Origin of the sequence: Chitinophaga sp. sic0106 (assembly GCF_019219075.1) — a bacterium.
GTDB lineage: Bacteria > Bacteroidota > Bacteroidia > Chitinophagales > Chitinophagaceae > Chitinophaga.
In genome coordinates this window covers 30,752-49,458 of sequence record NZ_JAHUWJ010000021.1, presented here as the reverse complement: position 1 = coordinate 49,458, position 18,707 = coordinate 30,752, and the positions used below count along the sequence as shown (strand labels likewise).

The window sequence follows — 18,707 nt, the reverse complement described above, 5'->3', positions numbered from 1 at the left end:
ACAGAAAGATAGGGCAAAATTCGATTGCAAACATCCCTATCACACGTAAATCAACTTTACTGGCTGATATCCAGTCTCAAACGATTTAAACCACCTTTTTGTTACTATATTTATCTTATCCTGATGGAATTACATCTTACTTTAAAAGTAAAAATGAACCTTTCACCATTTCTGTAGTACCATCGTTGTATTCGATATTGGCGAAAAACACATAGCTATCCATGTTAGCGGTGTTTCCGTTCACCTGTCCGTTCCAACCATAAGCTTTATCGTTAGCCGGAATATTAAACCGTTCAAAAACTTTGTTACCCAACCGGTTGAAAATGCTGAAGCTTTTCACTATCCGGATATCCGCAGTTCCGATGATATAGAAAATATCATTTTGCCCGTCGCCATTGGGCGTGAATGCAGTAGGCATGCTGATGCGTTCCAGTGTGGAAGTCAATATAGTGGCATCCGCACTGGCGGTGCAGAAGAAATTATTATTGACTGTAACGGTATATTTCATGGAAGAACGGGCTGTTACAACCGGGTTCGGACAGTTATTGCAGGAGAGGCCGTCAGCGGGTGTCCAGGTGTATTTTATAGCAGCGTCGCCGCTAACGGTGGTGCCTAATGGAATTTGCGCGGGCCTTAACAGATTGGTGGTAGCCGGCGTCACTTTTATAGCAAACGGTGTATAGTTTATATCGTCGCCATTATTGGTGTAATCGGTTTCCGGCAGCAGGTGGATGGCAGTGCCGTTTGAATTACTAGTGCCATCGCTGTTGATCACAGCTATAATGCCATGGCCATCAGCAGGGGCGGGAAACGTATGCGTATAGGTGTGACAGTTACCCGGCTGACGCAAGGTTGTATAAAAAACTGTTCCTAATTTTTCATTTGTGACCATATCATAAAAAGTAACCGGAATGCGTGATACCACTGTGTCATATCCATTATTCATGCAGATATCAAATGACACAATCACTTCACCGTTACGGAAACAATGCGCCTCTTTCAGTGCAAGAGTGAAGTCAGGGGAAAAGATATTGAAGTTAGCGCTGCTATTGAGCTTACAACCATAGTTATTGACCAGTTCGAGGTATGTTTTATCGCTGGATTTCATGCTGAACTGCGGTTGCTCGCAGGTAGTACAACTGATATTGTAAGTAGGAGCAGTTGACCAGCGGATAGTGTAAGGCTGTGCGAGCGTAGTCTCAAACCCGGCCTGGAAAAGGTCTTTACGGTACACGGTTGTATCAGCAGGCGTGATGGCGAGGGTAGGAGCGGTGTAATTTTCCTGGTGATTGTTATTATCATACGCTACTTCTGATAACCCGGTTGCAGGCGGATAAATAGCAGCCGGATCGGTGGCAATCACTGCAAATACCTGTCCTGATGCGGGTGAGGGAATACTGAATTCATAATCACCACAGGCAGCCGCGCTGTAGCTGGTGGTCACAAAAGCATTTCCTAATTGCAGGGCATGACCTGCTGCGGGATCTCCATCAAAGAATTTCACCGTTAAGCCCGCGGGGATATTACCTTTTATGAAATTATTGCAGATAGTAAAGTCCACGTGCAGGTAATTGTCAGCGGCACAAATCAATTTTCGTACCTGCACCGTATAGTCGTCAACGATAGGAACATGAATAGTGGCGGTGGCATTGTCATAACATCCTAATTTACTGTAAGCCTGTACAGTACGGGTGGTGACGGTGTCTTTACGATAAGGCGCTGTATAAGTGGTGGTGATGCAGTCGGTGCAACTCAGCTCATCCACAGGTAGCCATTGGGCTTTGGCGATATCGCCGTTTTCCCCTTTTGGCGTGATGTCAATACTTTCGAAAGGTTTTACGGTAAGGTCCGACGGGTCCAGCACAGGCTTGAAACGGAAGTTGCGTTTTATGACTACGTTATTGGTATAGCGTACTTCTTCCACGCCGGTATTGGGCAATGCGAGGGGCAACGTAGTGCCGTTATCGTTAATTACTGCAACGATAGAATCCAGTCCGGTGGCTTGTACATCCACTACCGAAGTAAATACCGGCGTAGCGCATTTACCTCTTAAATCGGAGGGGATAAGGTATACATCTCCCAGTCTCGCAGCGCCGGGTTTTCGGGGATCTTTATCGTAAAAGGCTACTGGCGTGCCTTTGGGGATTGTTTTATATCCACCGTTATAAAAGTACATGCTCATGCGGATTTTATCCTGCTGGTAGCATTCTACCTTTGTAACATAGATCGCCGCATCAGGAGTAGGATCATCTACTGTGATGTGTAGCATGGCTGTCGTGTCTGTACAGGCGCCATTTGTAGCGATGAGCCTAATGTTGTATAAGCCTGGTTGAAGAAATGTAAAGTCCAGATCAGTATCCGTGCTGATTACCTGTTCTGTCATTCCCTGATCGTTGCTCATGAGCCATTTATAAGCAGTAGCGTTGCGCGACCTGTTCTTAAACAGTATTTTATCCAGCTCTACACCCGCTTTGGAAGCGATTTTGCGCTTGTCAGGATAAAATCTGGCTACTACGCCGCAGCTCACCTCTATTACATCCGTAAAGGTGGAAGTACATCCGCCGGCGGTAGCCAATAGTGTTACTATATAATTTCGTTTATCCGTAACAGTTAGTGTGAAATCTGTAGTGGTAGCGGTGGGGGTACCGTCTACCAGCCATTGGTAGGAGGCTGTGCCGGTGGTAGTATTTGTCAGGGAGATGTTATCGCCGGTCAGGGGATAGGCTACGGCCCGGGTAAATCCCGCGAGGGCAGTTGGACTACAGGGAGGAGTGCAAACGTTACTGTTGATCATAAGCGGCAGTGCGGCATTGATAAAGTTGTGCATCCTGTCGGCCTGACCTGGCGTAAATCCCAGTATACAGCCGGTTCCCTGGCCATAGTCCATGAAGTTATCCGGGAGGTCTGTTACATCCACGGTGAATCCGGAGAGGGTATCGGTATCGCAGCTGTTTTCCGGTGCGGTGCAGGCATAGCCACCGGTGATGGTTTTTTCGGGTGGTGTATCGCAAACCATGTCACCATCGGTAGTACAGTCGTCGTTTTTACAGTCGCGGTTTGCGAAAGTATGCGCGAGGCTGAGGTAGTGTCCCATTTCATGTGCGAGTACGCCTACTCCGAGGCCGGCTACTACGATGTCGCCCCCGGCGCCGGCGTAACCACCCATTTTCAGGCGGGTCCACTGGCCACATTCGAAGGACTGCATAAATTCGGATTTGATATCTGTTACCACCCAGATGTTGATATAGCGACTCCCATCCCATTTGCCCATGGCGGTGATGCGGTCGCCTTCCATGTCGGCATCGAAATCTGTAAGGTAGGAGGTGCTGCGGGTGATACCGGTCCTGATGCTGCCGTCAGGCGCTGTTTTAGCGAGGCAGAACTGTATGTTGGTATTGGTGCGGCCGCCGCTGAAGCTGCCCTGGGCGGCGTAGGCATCGTTGAGTGTCTGAATAGCCTGGGCTACGTCCGCATCGGTGATGCTGGAGGGGTTTTCGTTGATGATATGGACTACTACCGGAAGGGTAACGTTTACGTTTGCACGAAAACCTTGTTGCTGCCTTTCCAGGATAGCTTTGTTAAGGTATTGTTCCCGTGCAAGAAACTGTGGATTATTGCGCCACTGCTGCAGCATGATATCAGTGCCGCAAGGACGTATGGCTGCCAGCTGGGCAAAGGTTTGGCGGGGAAATAGTAATACTAAAAGGCATAGTAATGCATAGCACGAACAGGCTCTCTGGTATTTGCTTTTCATTGTCGACGGATATGATAAAATGGTATTGTTGGCAATCCTTAACGGATACACGAAGCTACAAATGTAAGCTAAACACTTGTGAAAAAAACAATATTTGAAAGCTTAGTGAATTGCAATCGGTTTCATGGCCTTTCTTTCTTCGCTCAGGTGCCGGATGCTGGCATTGAGTTCGAAGCCTACGAGCAGGAAGAAGGAGTTCAGGAATACCCAGAGCATGAGGATTAGTACTGTTCCGATGGAGCCGTAGATTTTGTTATAATTCCCGAAGTTATTAACGAAGTAGGAGAAGCCGAGGGTAACAAGAATCATTCCTATGGTGGCTACGGTGGCGCCTGCGGTGATGAATCGCCAGCGTTTTGCAGTGGCAGGTCCAAAACGGTATAGTACGGCGTTAACGGAGTACAGGAGTCCAATAATGATCAGCCATCGGGAGATGTCGATAATATTTTTGACGAAAGGACTCGTAATGTTTAGCCAGTTAAAGATGGTACGGAGGGTGGCGCCCTGAGCGATCACCAGGCCTACGGTAATCAGGAGGATAATTACCAGGAGTCCGGTGAGTTGCAGGGCTATGAGCCTGTTTTGCCACCATTTGCGCTTATGGAACCCGGAGCGTTCCATTTTATTGAAGGAGCGAAGGATACCCATAACACCGTTGGAAGAATAAAAGAAGCCCATGAGAAAGGCCACAGACAGCAATCCGTTACGGTGGGTGTACAGGAAGTCGTGGATCATTTCCCGGACGATGATATAGGTGTTGTAGTTAGGCGTGAGGTCCTGTGCGAGGTCGTAAAGGGTGGGCTCTATATTTTTCAGTGGCACGTAGGGTACCAGCGTAAACAGGAAGATAAAGAACGGGGGAATGGCCAGCAGGAAGTTGAAGCTGATAGCTCTGGCTCTGTCGCCCAGTCCCCGGGCTTTAGTTTCCTGTCCGAAAAGTTTGAGTACATCATACAGTGGCAAGCCTTCAAAGCCTGGCAGGATCAGGGATTTGGTCCGATTTACCAGTCGTTTATAAGGGGAGGATCTGAAGATTAAATTTTCAGGTTTAAATGCCAAGATGATATATGTTGATGTCAGTTAAAGTTAATAGCCTCTTTTATTGAGTTCTGCCTGGTATTTCCGGGCGTTCTCCAGGTGTTCGCTGTAGGTGGCTGCAAAAGCGTGATACCCTGAAAAATCGGCTCTGGCGCAAAAATACAGATAATCTGTATCCGGTGTGTTTAGCACGGCGTTGATAGATTTTTCGGAGGGGGTACAGATGGGGCCTGGAGGGAGGCCAGCCACGCGGTAGGTATTGTACGGTGATTCGTATTGGGTATGTACCTCACGGATTCTTTTGAGTCCGAAGTCCTGCAGTGCAAATTTCACGGTGGGGTCGGCCTGGAGGCGCATGCCTTTACGGAATCTGTTGATATAAACGCTGGATACCAGTGGTTTTTCATCGTTTTTATTGGTTTCTTCTTCTACAATGGAGGCGATGATGGTGACCTGAACGGGGGTGAGGTCCAGGGCTTTGGCCTTGGCTTTGCGTTCGTCGGTCCAGAAGGCGTCATGCGCTTTTTCCAGTTTGCGGAAAACGGCGTCGGCGCTGGTATTCCAGTAAAACTCGTAGGTGTTGGGCAGCACGGCGCACATCACCGTGTTGGAGTCCAGGCCAAACTGGCGGAGGTATACCTGGTCGCGCATCATGGCGGCCAACGTAATGGAGTCGGCTTCCAGGTTGATGCCTACCTTATGAATGAAGTCCTGTTTGGTGCGGAGTTTATTGATAACCAGGTTAACCGGTGCCTGGCGGCCGGAGCGGAGCAGTTTTACGATATCGAAGTTGCTCATGCCCGGGGTGATTTTATACCGCCCCGCTTTTACGCGTTCGGGGTATCCCAGTTCTTTGGCTACCCAGTTGAAGCTGGTGGAGTTGCGTACAATGCCTTGTTCGCGGAGTCCTTCCAGCACGTCGGTGTAGGTGCTGCCGGTGCGTACGTAGAAGAATTTGTTATCACCAAAGGCTTTGGTGTTGGGCCCAAATACCCGGTAACTGATATAAACGAGTGCGCCTGCCAGCAGGCAGCCAACAATAAGTAATGTGCGTTTCAGCAGCACGGATTTAGTGCCTGATTGCTTCCTTTTTGCCATAGAATATTGACGGTAACAAAAAACCTCGCTTTTAACGGCGAGGTTTGCTGATATATTATACTATAATAATATTATTTGCTTTCAGGAACTGGAGCTGGTGCTGGAGTATTTTGAGCAGGAGCAGCTGGAGCCGGTGCATTGTTAGCAGGCGCCTGAACTGGCATTTTGCCCATTTGCTTCTCGATCGCTGTTTGCTCAAGCTGGTTGGCACCGCCTGGTTTGCTGCCACCAATGAAGAAAGGAGCAGTAAGGCACAGTACCGCAATGAGTACAGCAAGAATCCAGGTACCTTTTTCGAGCACATCCGTGGTCTGACGTACACCAATCACCTGATTACCAATACCTCCGAAAGAGCTGGAAAGACCACCACCTTTAGGGTTCTGGATCAGAACGAAAAAGCCTAATAACACACAGGCCAGGATGATCAGGATACCAAAAACTATCAACATAGATTACGACTGTTTATTTTTGTTGTCTATAAGTGACTTTAATTCTTTTATCTTTTGCGCAAAATAAGCGTTTTTGTCGGGATTAAGCAAACTTAATTTTTGATATATCTGAATGGCATTCTGGTACTGCCGTTGGCGCACCCAGATCTCTGCCAATGTTTCAGAAACGATATCGTTGTTAATCCGTATGGAGTCGAGTGCCATTTTTTCCACTGTTTCGGAGATTTCAGGCTCTTCGTCTTCTTCATAAATCCGGTGCAGCTGTTGCTGGTACCAGTCTTTATTGGTTTTTCCGGCAAAATTATCTTTGATTTCCCGTAGCCAGGAGGTAAAGCTTTTCATTTCGGCTTCGCCCTGGATGCTCAGCTCATCCGCATGCTCGGGATCTTTCAGGCGCTTATATGCAAAATAATCATCTGTATATAATGGCTGGAATACGAGTTCTGTTGGCTCATCGGCGGATAATTCCAGGGGGAATATCCTGAACATCGGCTCCGGATTTTCCGGCTCCGTTGAAGCATTTATATTGTTTTCTGCTGCCAGGTGAATGCCCGGGTTCAGCGAATCGAGTTCTTTTTCTGTTTGCATTTCTTCTTCCTCAAGGGCATTTGCTTCATCAGCTTCGTCGGTGGTATCAGGATCCGGTAGCAATTCTTCCGGTGCCGTTTCGGCGTTTTCAGGCAGCGTTAGCATCTCTCCGATAGCCGCAACTGGCGCTTCCTCTTGCCGGGCAGTAATTTCTACATCAGCCGTTTCGGCGTTTTCAGGCGGCGTTAGCATCTCCCCGAAACCTGCAACTGGCGCTTCCTCTTGCCGGGCAGTAATTTCCGCATCAGCCGTTACGGTATCTTCGGGCTGCGTTAACATCTCCCCGAAAGCTGCAACAGGACTTTCATTGTCAACCGTGCTTTCTTCGGCGATAGCATCCATAATATCTGCCACGGAGGCTTCCTGCAAGGGGGTACTGATAGCTTCTGCCACGACAGATGACTCCTCCGTAGCCCTGGCCACCACGCGCAGCGGGTTGACAGGGGTGGTAGCTACTGCATCCAGGAGGTCGGCAGACGGGCCCGTGGGCAGTGCATCTTCCGGGATAACAGCAGGGATACGTTCTTCCACCTCCATCAGCACTGGGGCTGCAGTGACAAAATTGTAATAGTGGTGTTGTTGATGACTGTATAAGCTACCGGTTTTAACGGCAGGACTATTCACATCACTATGCCTGGAAAAATCTTTCCGGGCCAGGAGAATACGAGCGGCTGCGAAATAGGGGTAGTCCGCCACCATTCTGTTCAACGCTGCTTCATCTACCTGGTGTAAATCAGGTACATGGAAGATATGTTCAATAATCCTGTTTGCTGTCATACATGCTAATGTAATAAAATTCCGAAATGTATGAGTGATTAAAACGGAAAACGATTACCAGTTTGCAAATGCGCGGTTAAAGATATCATCGGTAATGTTTGGAATGATCTCGTTATCCAGCAAAGTGTTTTCCACACTGCTCGCCAGCTGTGATGCGGAGAATTCCGCACTGCGGGAGAATGACTGTGTCCAGCCTTTTTTATCGGTTCCTTCCACACGCTTGATAAATACAACGTTGATAGTTACGGTGAGTTTTGATCTTGCGGACTGATCTACGTTGGTTACAGCAGCGTTGGAAAAGCTATAGCCGGTAATAGTTGCTCTAAACTCGTAATCGGCGCGGGGCTCAGTTTCTGCCACCTGTACCAGTTTGGTCTGGGACTGAATTTTATCACGCAGTTTCTGCGTCATACGTTGTCCGAGCGTCGGGTTATTAAGTGGTGCCCTGTTTTCAAAGAAACGAACATTCACTGTTTTGGCGTTGGCATCGATACTGGCTCCGGTGGCAGAATATTTCACGCTGCAACCGCTGAATAATGCAGCAAAGCCCATAATGAGCAGTATCGGGAATATTTTCCTCATGAATTATTTTTTGAAATTATTCTGCGATATTATATTCTTTCAGTTTCCTGTACAAGGTCCTTTCGGAAATTCCCAGGTCTAAAGCGGCATCTTTTCGTTTGCCCTTGTGCTTTTTCAGGGCTTTTACGATCAGTTCCTTTTCTTTGTCGGCTATGGAAAGTGTTTCTTCCACTTCTTCGTGATGATCTATTTTACCATCCTGGATAATGATGGGCTGTGCATTGCTGATCACCGGCGCCTGCGGCGTAATGTCAGTAGTGGCAGGAAAGCTATGGTGCAGGACGTGACTATCAGCCGGGTGGAAATCATGATTCTGCCCCAGGGATGGGTTCTGCAAAATATCAAAGAACATCTTCTTGAGCTCTGTTACATCTTTTTTCATATCGAAGAACAGCTTGTAGAGGATGTCTCTTTCGCTGGCGAAGTCGCCCCCGCTCTGCTGCTGCGGCGCGGCCAGCATTGGCAGCCTGTTTACTTCCGGATGCTCCGGCAGGAAGCGTTTCAGATCGTTACCGGTGACCATTTTGTCACTAGACAATACAGAAATTTGTTCTGCAATATTTTTGAGCTCCCTTACATTACCTCTCCATGGGTAGTTGACGAGCATGTTACGTGCATCATCATCCAGCTGGATGGAAGGGGTTTTATATTTTTCGGAGAAGTCCACAGAGAATTTGCGGAACAACAGGGGGATATCTTCTTTTCTGTCGCGCAGCGCCGGTACCCGGATAGGCACGGTGTTAAGGCGGTAGTAGAGGTCTTCCCGGAATTTACCCTGTTGGGTACGTTCCAGCAGATCCCTGTTGGTAGCGGCTATAACGCGTACATCTGTTTTTTGTACTTTGGAAGAACCTACCCGGATATACTCACCGGTTTCGAGTACACGAAGGAGTCGCGCCTGTGTACCGAGTGGCATTTCACCGATTTCATCCAAAAAGATGGTACCTCCGTTTACCGTTTCGAAATAGCCTTTACGGTTATCAACAGCGCCTGTAAAGGAGCCTTTTTCATGACCGAATAATTCCGAATCGATGGTGCCTTCAGGAATAGCGCCGCAGTTAACCGCTATAAACGGGTTGTGTTTGCGGGCACTTAACGCATGGATGATCTGAGAGAATACTTCTTTACCAACACCGCTTTCCCCGTTGATCAGTACCGTGAGGTCGGTATTGGCTACCTGTACAGCCACCTGCAGTGCGTAGTTCAACGCCGGGCTATTGCCGATAATGCCAAACCTGTTTTTAATAGCCTGTATGTCCATATGTCGTTAAGCCTCTTTTGAATTGTTTAAAATTGTTTCAGCCTCAAGTCTTAGGACAGGAAGATGATTAACTACAATGTCCCATAATATTCTGTCTGTAGTTAATACCGTCATAATCATGAACTATAATGTTTCTTGTGGCTTTAATTCGCTGAATTTCTGAAATTGCCAGGGTGGGATCGAGCTTTATCGCATTGGAGACTGCTTCTCCAAATCACCTGAAGCTCCCTTTCTACAGCGCTTGTCAAAAGTCTGGAAGTCACAAAAGAATTAAAATCCGTTATTTCTCCAATAAACTCATTAATGGCATTAATTGCATCAATAATATCATACATGAATTTTGTTACAGATTTATGCTTCATATACAAGGATTTTATCCTTATTTATCGCATCGATAAAATATGGATTTCTCAGATAGTCTTTCGCCACCAGGTCAACGTGCCGTTTAAGCAGTTTTTCCAGGGACTCTTTAAAGTCAAAGAAATTTTCTGCATATTGGTCAGATGGAATTTCCTTTTCCTTGAAGGAATACAAAAGGTCAATATCACTCAAAGCATCCATATCATCTCTGGCGGCTGATCCAATAAGAAACAGGGCGCTCACGTGATGTGAGTTACAAATATTCCTGATGGCTTCCAAATTGCCTGCAATGATATTATTCATGGTTCTGTCTGTTTATTATTCCTTTACCACCGTTCCACGCAGCGTACCGGAGGTACAGCTGTCTACTTTCACCATAACATAATCCCCTTTCTGATAGTTTTCTTTCGGGAAAACAATCACTTTATTCTGGTCGGTGCGACCAAAAAGCTCTTCCTCAGAGCGTTTGGAGGTACCTTCTGCCAGCACTTTGTAGGTGCGGCCTACTTCGCGCTGCATTCCTGCGAGGGAATTGCTGCGGTGTAATTCCACGATTTCGGCCAGGCGTCTTTTCTTCACGTCTTCCGGAATGTCGTCCTGGTAGCGGCGTGCGGCAAGGGTACCCGGGCGTTCAGAGTAGAAATACATATAGGCGAGGTCGTAACGGACATATCTCATCATGTCCATGGTTTCCTGGTGTTCCTCTTCTGTTTCTGTGCAGAAGCCGGTGATGATGTCGGTGGAAATGCCGCAGTCAGGAAGGATTTCACGGATGCGATCTACCTTTTTTATATACCATTCCCTGGTATAGGTACGGTTCATGAGTTGGAGCACGCGGCTGCTGCCACTTTGCAGGGGCAGGTGAATATAGTTGCAGATGTTTTCGTACTTCGCCATGGTGTGCAATACTTCATCTGTAATATCTTTCGGGTGGGAGGTGCTGAAGCGAACGCGCAGCAGGGGATCTATCTGCGCTACTCTTTCCAGGAGCATGGCGAAGGTAACGGTTTCGTCGCCGGCATCGCTTGTCCAGTAGTAGGAGTCTACGTTCTGGCCCAGCAGCGTCACTTCGCGGTAACCGTTTTCAAACAGCTCTCTGGCTTCGCGTATGATGGAGTACGCATCTCTGCTGCGCTCACGGCCACGGGTAAACGGCACCACGCAGAAGGTACACATATTATTACAGCCACGCATGATAGATACGAAGCTGGTAACACCATTATTGTCCAGTCGCACCGGGCTGATATCGCCATAAGTTTCTTCCCTGCTCAGCAGCACGTTTACGGCTTTTTGGCCACCTTCGGCTTCGGCAATGAGGGCAGGCAAGCTTCTGTAGGCATCCGGGCCTACGACCATGTCCACCAGTTTCTCCTCTTCGAGGAGTTTGGATTTCAGGCGCTCCGCCATGCAACCAAGGATGCCTACCAGCAATCCGGGGTGGCGTTTTTTAGCGCTTTTGAACTCTGTTAGTCTTTTACGTACGGTTTGCTCGGCTTTTTCCCGGATGGAGCAGGTGTTGACCAGGATGAGGTCGGCCTCTTCCATATTACGGGTGGCGCCAAAGCCTTCCTCGTTTAATATGGAAGCCACAATCTCACTATCGTTAAAGTTCATGGCGCAGCCATAACTTTCAATATAAAACTTCTTATTATATGTATTAGAATCATTAGCAGCAGGGGCGAATGCCTCTCCCTGGCGGCCTTCTTCATGCACTTTGGTGATCTGATCCAGCATTTCCTTACTCAAATTTAGGATGGCAAAAATAAGGAATTAAAAATGAAAAATGACATTATGTCATTTGGTTTCCGGTTTCAGGGAAGGCGGACGGCCATTCCTGAAACCGGAACTCCCGTCCGCTCAAGGCGGACGGGAGTTCCGGGAATAGCAAAGGGGCCGGAGGCCCCTTAAAACGTAACACCCGTCCGAAGGCGGACGGGTGTTACGAAATGAAAATAATAATTTACGCTTTCACGCCAACTTTCGCAGCCAGCCAGCTGTCCTTCAAAGGAATCAGCCACTTGCTGTCCAGGTCAGCCTTATTCAGCACCGTATTATTTAAATACAGCGTGTTTTCGTCGATATAACCCTTTTCGAGGGCGTACGCCACCTGTTGCAGTGGTAACAGCTGTACCTTGTCCTTTACCACAAAGCCCAGCAGCAGCCGGTCAAACAGGTTTATCTCGTACTGGCGTTCCAGGCTCTTGATCACCCGTACAGAGCTGTCCGTACTGCAGCCACTCACCATCGTCCGGGTTTCATCTGCCATTAATATAATTACCTGGTTCATGACTACTCCGCCCCAACCTTTCACCGGATCGCCGTGGGCGTTCCATTGTGCGGTAAACTGATCCAGCTGTTCATTGATCTCCAGTACTTCCTTTTCGTTGAATGGTCGATTGCTCTGATATATCCAAACCCTGGAAGCAGGAGAAAATCCTTCAGGGAAATTTATCTTGTTCATATTGCAAAATTAGGCATTTCTGGTTATTTAAGACTCTCAGCGATGATTTCCGCCAGGTCCAGCACCTTCACGCTGTCTTCCTTGCCGGCTTCCTTCACACCGTCCGTAAGCATGGTCATACAAAACGGACAGTTGGCAGCCACTACCGCTGCACCGGTTTCCACGGCCTCGCGGCCGCGCTCGGTATTGATGCGGACATTTCCTTTTTCCTCTTCCTTAAACATCTGGGCACCGCCGGCACCACAGCAAAGGCCATTGCTTTTGCAGCGCTTCATTTCTATCAGCTCCGCATCCAGGATCTCCAGCACTTTACGCGGTGCTTCATATATGTCGTTAGCGCGCCCCAAATAGCAGCTATCGTGGTACGTAATCTTTTTACCTTTGAAAGCCCCTCCGTCTTTCAAAACAATTTTACCCGCATCAATCAGCTGTTGCAGGTAAGTAGTATGGTGGATAACCTCATAGTTACCACCCAAAGCGGGATATTCATTCTTAATCGTGTTGAAACAGTGCGGGCAGGTAGTAACGATCTTTTTCACCTCGTACATGTTCAATACCTGGATATTGCTCTGCGCCATCATCTGAAAAATAAATTCATTACCAGCACGGCGGGCAGGGTCCCCGGTGCAGCTTTCTTCTCTGCCCAATACAGCAAACTGTACACCCACTTTATCCAGAATGGTTGCAAACGCCTTGGTGATCTTTTGTGTACGCTGATCAAAGCTGCTGGCACATCCTACCCAAAAGAGTACTTCCGGTGTTTCGCCATTGGCGGCATATTCTGCCATTGTTTTTATACGCATTCTGATAATTTTAAGATTGACTATTCATTTCCTGAATCCAGTTTTCCCGGTCTTCCGGACCAAACTTCCACGGTGCCATGTTATTTTCAATATTGCTGAACATACCCGTCCACTCCGCCGGCGCACTGGATTCTTCCATCACCAGGTAGCGGCGCAGTTGGAGGATGATATCGAGCGGACTGATACTCACCGGACATTCCTGCACGCAGGCATTGCAGGTAGTGCAGGCACGCAGTTCCTCCTCAGAAATATAATCACGCAACAACGTTTTGCCATCGTCCTGGAAGCTGCCATTGGCTTTGATGTTTTTACCCACTTCAGTAACACGGTCGCGCGTATCCATCATAATCTTGCGGGGAGAGAGCAGCTTGCCGGTCATATTCGCGGGGCATGCAGCACTGCAGCGGCCACACTCGGTGCAGCTATAAGCATCCAGCAGGTTCTTCCAGGTAAGGTCGGTCACATCTTTGGCGCCGAATTTCGGAATCACGTCTGTAGCCGGCGCATCTGCGGCCAGCTCCGGTTGCAGCATCATTTTCACTTCATGCTGAATGGCAGGCATATTATCCATTTCGCCCATTGGCTCCAGCTTTGCGTAGTATGCATTTGGGAAAGCAAGAATGATATGCAGGTGCTTGGAGTAGGGGAGGTAGTTCAGAAATGCCAGGATCCCCAGGATATGCAGCCACCAGCAAGCCCTTTCAATACCCGTTACGGCACCATCAGAGAGGCCGTTGAACAAGGGGCTTAGCTGACCGGAAATCCAGAAAGGACCAGTAGCGATATAATGTTCCGCACCACGCGCCTGCATTTGCTGATCTGCCGCGTTCATGGTAAGGAATAAGGTCATCAGTACTATTTCGGTAATCAGGATGTAGTTGGCATCGGAACGTGGCCACCCATCGAGATCATGGCTCATAAACCGGCGCAGCTTCAGCACATTCCTGCGCACCAGGAAAATGGCGCAGGATATCAGTACCAGCGCGGCCAGCACTTCAAATAACCCGATCAGTATCGGATAAAGGCTGCCTAATACGGGAACGAATAAACGATGTGTGCCTAAAATACCATCCAGGATGATTTCAAGGATTTCGAGGTTGATGATCACGAAGCCGGCATATACGAAGAAGTGTAATACCGCCACTAAAGGGTTACGGAACATTTTCTTCTGCCCGAAAGCCAGCAGCAACAAATTTCTCCACCGCAGATTCGGATGGTCCGACAGGTCTTCATCCTGCCCGAGCAGAATGTTCTTCCTTATCTGGCGTGCCTGTTGGGAAAACAGGTACACTGCTACCCCAAAAGCAATTACAAATAACAACTGTTGTACAATTTGCATTATTTCAGATTTGACTCCCTAATTTATGTTTTTTTTCAATCGAACAACGCAGATGCCAATTTTCACTATTTTTGGCGCATGGAAAGCAGGAACGTAATTCTTACCGCCGATATCATTCAAAAGAAAATAGAACGCATCGCCTATGAGATCTATGAACACAACAGCGATGGCGAAGAAATCATATTAGCAGGTATCTGGGACAGAGGCCTTATCCTGGCACAGAAAATCGCCGGCATCCTGCAACAGATCTCTCCTCTCAAACCCCGCATCATCGAATTGCGTCTGGATAAACAACAACCGGGAGAAGTAACTGTTTCAGAACAACTGGATTTTAATGGAAAAGTGATTGTTGTGGTGGATGATGTGGCCAACTCAGGCCGTACCATGCTCTACGCCCTGAAGCCACTGCTGGAGTTCTTGCCTAAAAAGATACAGACCGCCGTGCTGGTGGATCGTCAGCATAAATCTTTTCCCCTGTCTGTGGATTTTGTTGGGTTTTCTTTGGCTACTACCTTGCAGGAATCTGTGATGGTAGAGTTAGAGGGGACGAATATTTTGTCTGCTTATTTACAATAGCCCGGAGTAAGGGCCGCTGGCCCTTACTCCGTGGGGATATATCACTGCTGAAGGCAGTGATATATCCCCACGGTAATTAAAAATAAATCGGGTGCAGCCGCACCTTCCCCTGACTCGTCACTTCCAACGTCGGGGCCGGAAACTTCAGCATATTCAGTAATTGAAAAATTACTTTTACCCCCTTCTTCTTAGTTGGGATTTTAGTAAAATCAATATCCGGCGATAAATAAAATTGTCTGATGCGTGGTGTACTGCTGTAATCAAACCGGTGACCATCGTTTGCCAGCCACCAGTTGGCGTTACCTCCATACATTTGTTCGGCACCATAGCCTACGGAGATATTCAGCCAGCGGGGAATCCCTGATTCTTTCGCAAAGGAGCGCAGGTTTACAGACAGCCAATAGGTTTGTGCATTATAATCTTTCAATACCCGCTCCAGGAACCGGGTGCCAAACAGCTGATTTGTTTTGTCCCGTAGAACAGCGCCATCGTATCTGCCAGGGTGTGCAGAGAACTTAATCTGAATCCGTTGCTCATCCCAGGCGAGCTCCTGGCTGATTAACAGGGCCGACCCGGCAGCGTTGGCCGCCATATCTCCCCAGGAAAAACCCCACTCGCTGCTAAAACCATCCAATACCTCTACCACCGACTGATAAGCAAAGCCGCTCATCCCACCGATCCAGATTTGCTGCTTGCGCGGCAGGCCCGACCAGCGCCAGAGCTCCCGGCTATATTTACCAATGAAGTATGCACTGAATACATGCCCCAGTTTATCCATCTGCTTCCACTCATTCATATCATTGAAGAAGTGAAAGTTACTGCGTGGATAATCGCGGTACCAGGCTGCATTAAGCGCCGCCAGTCCGGTGCCGTACAGCACTACAGTAGCGCCCGTGAGAATTGTTACTCTTTGGGGGATGGTAGTATCGGGAATGGTGGAAAAAGACACTTTCTCCTGTGCCTTGCCGCTCAGTAACAGCAGTGATAATGGTAATATGCACAGGATACTTTTCATAGAAATGGATCAACCACTTACGCTATGGTTGATAGCGTAAGTGGCAAAAAAGGCTTATTTCAGGCCGAGGTCGGAAATAATTCCGCTGATCTTCTGTTCCAGCCTGGCCGTTACGGCGTCGTATTCTGCAACGCTTGCCAGTGGCTCGTTTACGCTGAAATAGAATTTTATCTTAGGTTCAGTACCGGATGGGCGGGCAGAAATCTTGCTGCCATCGGCCAGTACAAACTGTAATACATTGGATTTAGGCAGGTCAATAGGTTTGATATCGCCGCTGGCAATATCTTTCACCTGCTGTAATTGGTAGTCGAACAGTGTAACCACGGCAGAACCATTGATGGTGGCCGGTGGGTTTTCCCGGTAGCCGCGCATCATCTCTGCAATTTCATCTGCCCCCTTCATCCCTTTTTTGGTAATAGAGATGAGCTGCTCCAGGTAATAGCCGTACTTGATATAAATATCGATCAGTTGTTCAAACAGTGACTTGCCGTTACTACGTGCCACTGCAGCCATCTCGCAAATCATTGCTACAGATGAAACCGCATCTTTGTCACGTACGTTGCGGCCAATCATATAACCGTAAGACTCCTCACCGCCAACGATAAATCGCTCCTGTGGCTCCTTACGGCGAATAAGGTCCGCAATCCATTTGAAACCGGTGAGCACATTATAGCAGGTAATATTATTTTTAGCGGCAAATACATCGATCAGGTCGGAAGTAACTACTGTTTTGCATACATAGTCTTCCGGTTTGGCCAGGCCTCTTTCCTTACGCTGTTCAATGATATAGTTAAACAGCAGGGCAGCAGTCTGGTTACCATTCAGTAATGTCCATTCGCCTTTCAGGTTTTTAACGGCAATGCCTACACGGTCCGCATCAGGATCGGTACCCAGCAGGATGTCCGCATCAATAGCTTTGGCTTTTTTGAGGCCAAGGCTCATGGCTTCCGACTCTTCAGGATTAGGGTATACTACCGTCGGGAAGTTCCCATCGGGTGTAGCCTGTTCCTCAACTACATTCACGTTGGTGAAGCCGTAGCGTTTCAGGATCTCAGGAACCATGGTGATACCTGTACCGTGAATAGGAGTATATACTATTTTAAGATCGTGCTGTTGTTTGCAGATGTCGGGATTGATGCTCAGGCTTTGCAGTTCCTGCAGGTAGGCTTCATCCACATCTTTACCGATCAGGGTAATATTGGCTTCGCCACCTGTCCATTTCACCTCGTCCGGAGTAGTAATTTTTTCTACCTCACGGATTACATTCTTATCATGAGGGGGGATCAGCTGTGCGCCGTCGTTCCAGTAGGCTTTATACCCATTATACTCCCGCGGGTTATGGGAAGCGGTACACACCACGCCGCCCTGGCAGTTGAGGTGACGGATGGTGAAAGACAGTTCCGGTGTTGGGCGGAGACTTTCAAACAGGTATACTTTGATACCGTTGGCTGCGAATACATTGGCAGCGGTTTCAGCAAAAAAACGGGAATTGTTGCGGCTGTCGTGCGCCAGCGCAACTTTGATCTCGCCCTGGAAACACTCTTTCAGGTAGTTGGCAAACCCCTGGGTAGCCATGCCTACGGTATATTTATTCATACGGTTGGTGCCCACACCCATAATTCCACGCAGGCCACCTGTACCAAACTCGAGGTTACGATAAAAAGCATCGGTAAGATCATCGGGGTTTTCAGCCTGCATTTTCTTTAACGTGGCAACTGTTTCAGCATCGTAATTGCCGTTGAGCCATTGCGCTACTTTGTTTTGAATATTAATATCCATGGTCATCTTATTTTTAGGGAGCCGGGGGCTCAAATGGACTGTAAAGTAAATGGAAAAAACTCAATGTCCGAAATTACACACCCTGAAATTCATTGAAAATCGCCGGTATTGGTTAATTTTGCGGGTATGAGGCGGTATGAAGATACTTATAAACAAAAAGGACTACGAAAACAATTAGTTGATAGTATCCGTCAGAAGGGCATAACCGATGAAAATGTACTGGCGGCTATCGGCAATATTCCCCGGCACTTCTTCCTTGATACGGCTTTTGAAAGTATTGCCTATGAAGACCGTGCTTTTCCTATCGGGGAAGGCCAAACGATTTCGCAACCCTATACGGTCGCGTACCAGTCGCAGTTACTGGAAATCAAACCTTACGAAAAGGTACTGGAAATTGGTACGGGTAGTGCCTACCAGGCTTGTGTGCTGGCTGAACTGAAGGCCAACGTGTTCACTATCGAAAGGCAGAAACGCCTGTTTGACCAGGTAAAGCAGTTTCAGTTTAAGTCCAAATACCCCAATCTGCGCTTCTTTTATGGCGATGGCTATGAAGGACTGCCTTCCTACGCTCCATTTGATAAAGTATTGGTAACGGCTGCTGCGCCGCAGATTCCTGAAAAATTATTGCAGCAAATGAAGATTGGCGGCAAAATGGTGATCCCGGTGGGTGGCCAGGAAGTACAGCGTATGCTGCGTATTACCAAGGTCAGCGAGGGAGAATATGACCAGGAGCTGTTCGATAACTTCACTTTTGTACCCATGCTGGCTGGCAAAAAATAGCGCCTGCCCATATTTCCGATTTTATTAAACCTAAAATACAGGCAGGC

General features: G+C 47.9%; 17 protein-coding genes. 2 read left to right on the top strand and 15 right to left on the bottom strand.

Annotated elements, in window-relative coordinates; translation table 11 throughout:
- Window positions 1–136: 136 nt before the first annotated feature.
- The 13 genes from KW844_RS24155 to KW844_RS24095 all read right to left on the bottom strand — a co-directional run bounded on the left by KW844_RS24155 (window position 137) and on the right by KW844_RS24095 (window position 14,510).
- Window positions 137–3,754 carry a T9SS type B sorting domain-containing protein gene (locus KW844_RS24155; protein ID WP_218379365.1) on the bottom strand — a complete coding sequence of 1,206 codons (3,618 nt, stop codon included), beginning with the start codon at window positions 3,752–3,754 and terminating at the stop codon, window positions 137–139.
- A gap of 102 nt (window positions 3,755–3,856) precedes the next feature.
- Complete coding sequence (locus KW844_RS24150) at window positions 3,857–4,813, bottom strand: YihY/virulence factor BrkB family protein (protein ID WP_218379364.1); 957 nt, start codon at window positions 4,811–4,813, stop codon at window positions 3,857–3,859.
- Between the two features lie 27 nt (window positions 4,814–4,840).
- The gene (mltG, locus tag KW844_RS24145) at window positions 4,841–5,890 is read right to left on the bottom strand and encodes an endolytic transglycosylase MltG (protein ID WP_218379363.1); all 1,050 of its coding nucleotides are present in this window, start codon (window positions 5,888–5,890) and stop codon (window positions 4,841–4,843) included.
- A 71-nt stretch (window positions 5,891–5,961) separates the two neighbouring features.
- Window positions 5,962–6,339: a preprotein translocase subunit SecG gene (secG, locus tag KW844_RS24140; protein WP_218379362.1), complete on the bottom strand. Its 378-nt coding sequence runs from the start codon at window positions 6,337–6,339 to the stop codon at window positions 5,962–5,964.
- A gap of 3 nt (window positions 6,340–6,342) precedes the next feature.
- Window positions 6,343–7,704, bottom strand: coding sequence for a hypothetical protein (locus KW844_RS24135; RefSeq protein WP_218379361.1), 1,362 nt, complete (start codon window positions 7,702–7,704; stop codon window positions 6,343–6,345).
- 54 nt (window positions 7,705–7,758) lie between these two features.
- Complete coding sequence (gene lptE, locus KW844_RS24130) at window positions 7,759–8,286, bottom strand: LPS assembly lipoprotein LptE (RefSeq protein WP_218379360.1); 528 nt, start codon at window positions 8,284–8,286, stop codon at window positions 7,759–7,761.
- 16 nt (window positions 8,287–8,302) lie between these two features.
- Window positions 8,303–9,547: a sigma-54-dependent Fis family transcriptional regulator gene (locus KW844_RS24125; protein WP_218379359.1), complete on the bottom strand. Its 1,245-nt coding sequence runs from the start codon at window positions 9,545–9,547 to the stop codon at window positions 8,303–8,305.
- Window positions 9,548–9,690: 143 nt separating this feature from the next.
- On the bottom strand, window positions 9,691–9,909 hold the full coding sequence (locus KW844_RS24120) for a hypothetical protein (protein WP_218379358.1): 219 nt from the start codon (window positions 9,907–9,909) through the stop codon (window positions 9,691–9,693).
- Window positions 9,899–10,210: a nucleotidyltransferase family protein gene (locus KW844_RS24115; protein WP_218379357.1), complete on the bottom strand. Its 312-nt coding sequence runs from the start codon at window positions 10,208–10,210 to the stop codon at window positions 9,899–9,901. Before KW844_RS24115 ends, KW844_RS24120 begins: the two co-directional genes overlap by 11 nt.
- A gap of 15 nt (window positions 10,211–10,225) precedes the next feature.
- Complete coding sequence (gene miaB, locus KW844_RS24110; protein WP_218379356.1) at window positions 10,226–11,641, bottom strand: tRNA (N6-isopentenyl adenosine(37)-C2)-methylthiotransferase MiaB; 1,416 nt, start codon at window positions 11,639–11,641, stop codon at window positions 10,226–10,228.
- 226 nt (window positions 11,642–11,867) lie between these two features.
- The gene (locus KW844_RS24105) at window positions 11,868–12,368 is read right to left on the bottom strand and encodes a hypothetical protein (RefSeq protein WP_218379355.1); all 501 of its coding nucleotides are present in this window, start codon (window positions 12,366–12,368) and stop codon (window positions 11,868–11,870) included.
- 23 nt (window positions 12,369–12,391) lie between these two features.
- The gene (locus KW844_RS24100) at window positions 12,392–13,171 is read right to left on the bottom strand and encodes a (Fe-S)-binding protein (RefSeq protein WP_218379354.1); all 780 of its coding nucleotides are present in this window, start codon (window positions 13,169–13,171) and stop codon (window positions 12,392–12,394) included.
- A gap of 10 nt (window positions 13,172–13,181) precedes the next feature.
- Complete coding sequence (locus KW844_RS24095) at window positions 13,182–14,510, bottom strand: (Fe-S)-binding protein (RefSeq protein WP_218379353.1); 1,329 nt, start codon at window positions 14,508–14,510, stop codon at window positions 13,182–13,184.
- Between the two features lie 78 nt (window positions 14,511–14,588).
- On the opposite strand from KW844_RS24095, the gene KW844_RS24090 reads away from it, so the two are divergent.
- Entirely contained in the window at window positions 14,589–15,086 is a 498-nt protein-coding gene (locus KW844_RS24090; RefSeq protein ID WP_218379352.1) for a phosphoribosyltransferase family protein, read from the top strand.
- A gap of 76 nt (window positions 15,087–15,162) precedes the next feature.
- On the opposite strand, the gene KW844_RS24085 is transcribed toward KW844_RS24090, so the two are convergent.
- Together KW844_RS24085 and KW844_RS24080 are read right to left on the bottom strand one after the other, a co-directional pair.
- Window positions 15,163–16,101: a DUF2279 domain-containing protein gene (locus KW844_RS24085; protein WP_218379351.1), complete on the bottom strand. Its 939-nt coding sequence runs from the start codon at window positions 16,099–16,101 to the stop codon at window positions 15,163–15,165.
- Between the two features lie 54 nt (window positions 16,102–16,155).
- Complete coding sequence (locus KW844_RS24080) at window positions 16,156–17,880, bottom strand: phospho-sugar mutase (RefSeq protein WP_218379350.1); 1,725 nt, start codon at window positions 17,878–17,880, stop codon at window positions 16,156–16,158.
- A 126-nt stretch (window positions 17,881–18,006) separates the two neighbouring features.
- Between KW844_RS24080 and KW844_RS24075 the strand changes: the two genes are divergently transcribed.
- A complete protein-coding gene (locus KW844_RS24075; RefSeq protein ID WP_218379349.1) occupies window positions 18,007–18,660 on the top strand; it encodes a protein-L-isoaspartate(D-aspartate) O-methyltransferase in 654 nt (217 codons plus the stop codon).
- Window positions 18,661–18,707 lie beyond the last annotated feature (47 nt).

What these genes read in the sequence shown, in the direction of transcription:
- KW844_RS24155 (WP_218379365.1), bottom strand. Translation starts at nt 3,754, where the DNA reads ATGAAAAGCAAATACCAGAGAGCCTGTTCGTGCTATGCATTACTATGC.
- mltG (WP_218379363.1), bottom strand. Translation starts at nt 5,890, where the DNA reads ATGGCAAAAAGGAAGCAATCAGGCACTAAATCCGTGCTGCTGAAACGC.
- secG (WP_218379362.1), bottom strand. Translation starts at nt 6,339, where the DNA reads ATGTTGATAGTTTTTGGTATCCTGATCATCCTGGCCTGTGTGTTATTA.
- KW844_RS24135 (WP_218379361.1), bottom strand. Translation starts at nt 7,704, where the DNA reads ATGACAGCAAACAGGATTATTGAACATATCTTCCATGTACCTGATTTA.
- lptE (WP_218379360.1), bottom strand. Translation starts at nt 8,286, where the DNA reads ATGAGGAAAATATTCCCGATACTGCTCATTATGGGCTTTGCTGCATTA.
- KW844_RS24125 (WP_218379359.1), bottom strand. Translation starts at nt 9,547, where the DNA reads ATGGACATACAGGCTATTAAAAACAGGTTTGGCATTATCGGCAATAGC.
- KW844_RS24120 (WP_218379358.1), bottom strand. Translation starts at nt 9,909, where the DNA reads ATGAAGCATAAATCTGTAACAAAATTCATGTATGATATTATTGATGCA.
- KW844_RS24115 (WP_218379357.1), bottom strand. Translation starts at nt 10,210, where the DNA reads ATGAATAATATCATTGCAGGCAATTTGGAAGCCATCAGGAATATTTGT.
- miaB (WP_218379356.1), bottom strand. Translation starts at nt 11,641, where the DNA reads ATGCTGGATCAGATCACCAAAGTGCATGAAGAAGGCCGCCAGGGAGAG.
- KW844_RS24105 (WP_218379355.1), bottom strand. Translation starts at nt 12,368, where the DNA reads ATGAACAAGATAAATTTCCCTGAAGGATTTTCTCCTGCTTCCAGGGTT.
- KW844_RS24100 (WP_218379354.1), bottom strand. Translation starts at nt 13,171, where the DNA reads ATGCGTATAAAAACAATGGCAGAATATGCCGCCAATGGCGAAACACCG.
- KW844_RS24095 (WP_218379353.1), bottom strand. Translation starts at nt 14,510, where the DNA reads ATGCAAATTGTACAACAGTTGTTATTTGTAATTGCTTTTGGGGTAGCA.
- KW844_RS24090 (WP_218379352.1), top strand. Translation starts at nt 14,589, where the DNA reads ATGGAAAGCAGGAACGTAATTCTTACCGCCGATATCATTCAAAAGAAA.
- KW844_RS24085 (WP_218379351.1), bottom strand. Translation starts at nt 16,101, where the DNA reads ATGAAAAGTATCCTGTGCATATTACCATTATCACTGCTGTTACTGAGC.
- KW844_RS24080 (WP_218379350.1), bottom strand. Translation starts at nt 17,880, where the DNA reads ATGGATATTAATATTCAAAACAAAGTAGCGCAATGGCTCAACGGCAAT.
- KW844_RS24075 (WP_218379349.1), top strand. Translation starts at nt 18,007, where the DNA reads ATGAGGCGGTATGAAGATACTTATAAACAAAAAGGACTACGAAAACAA.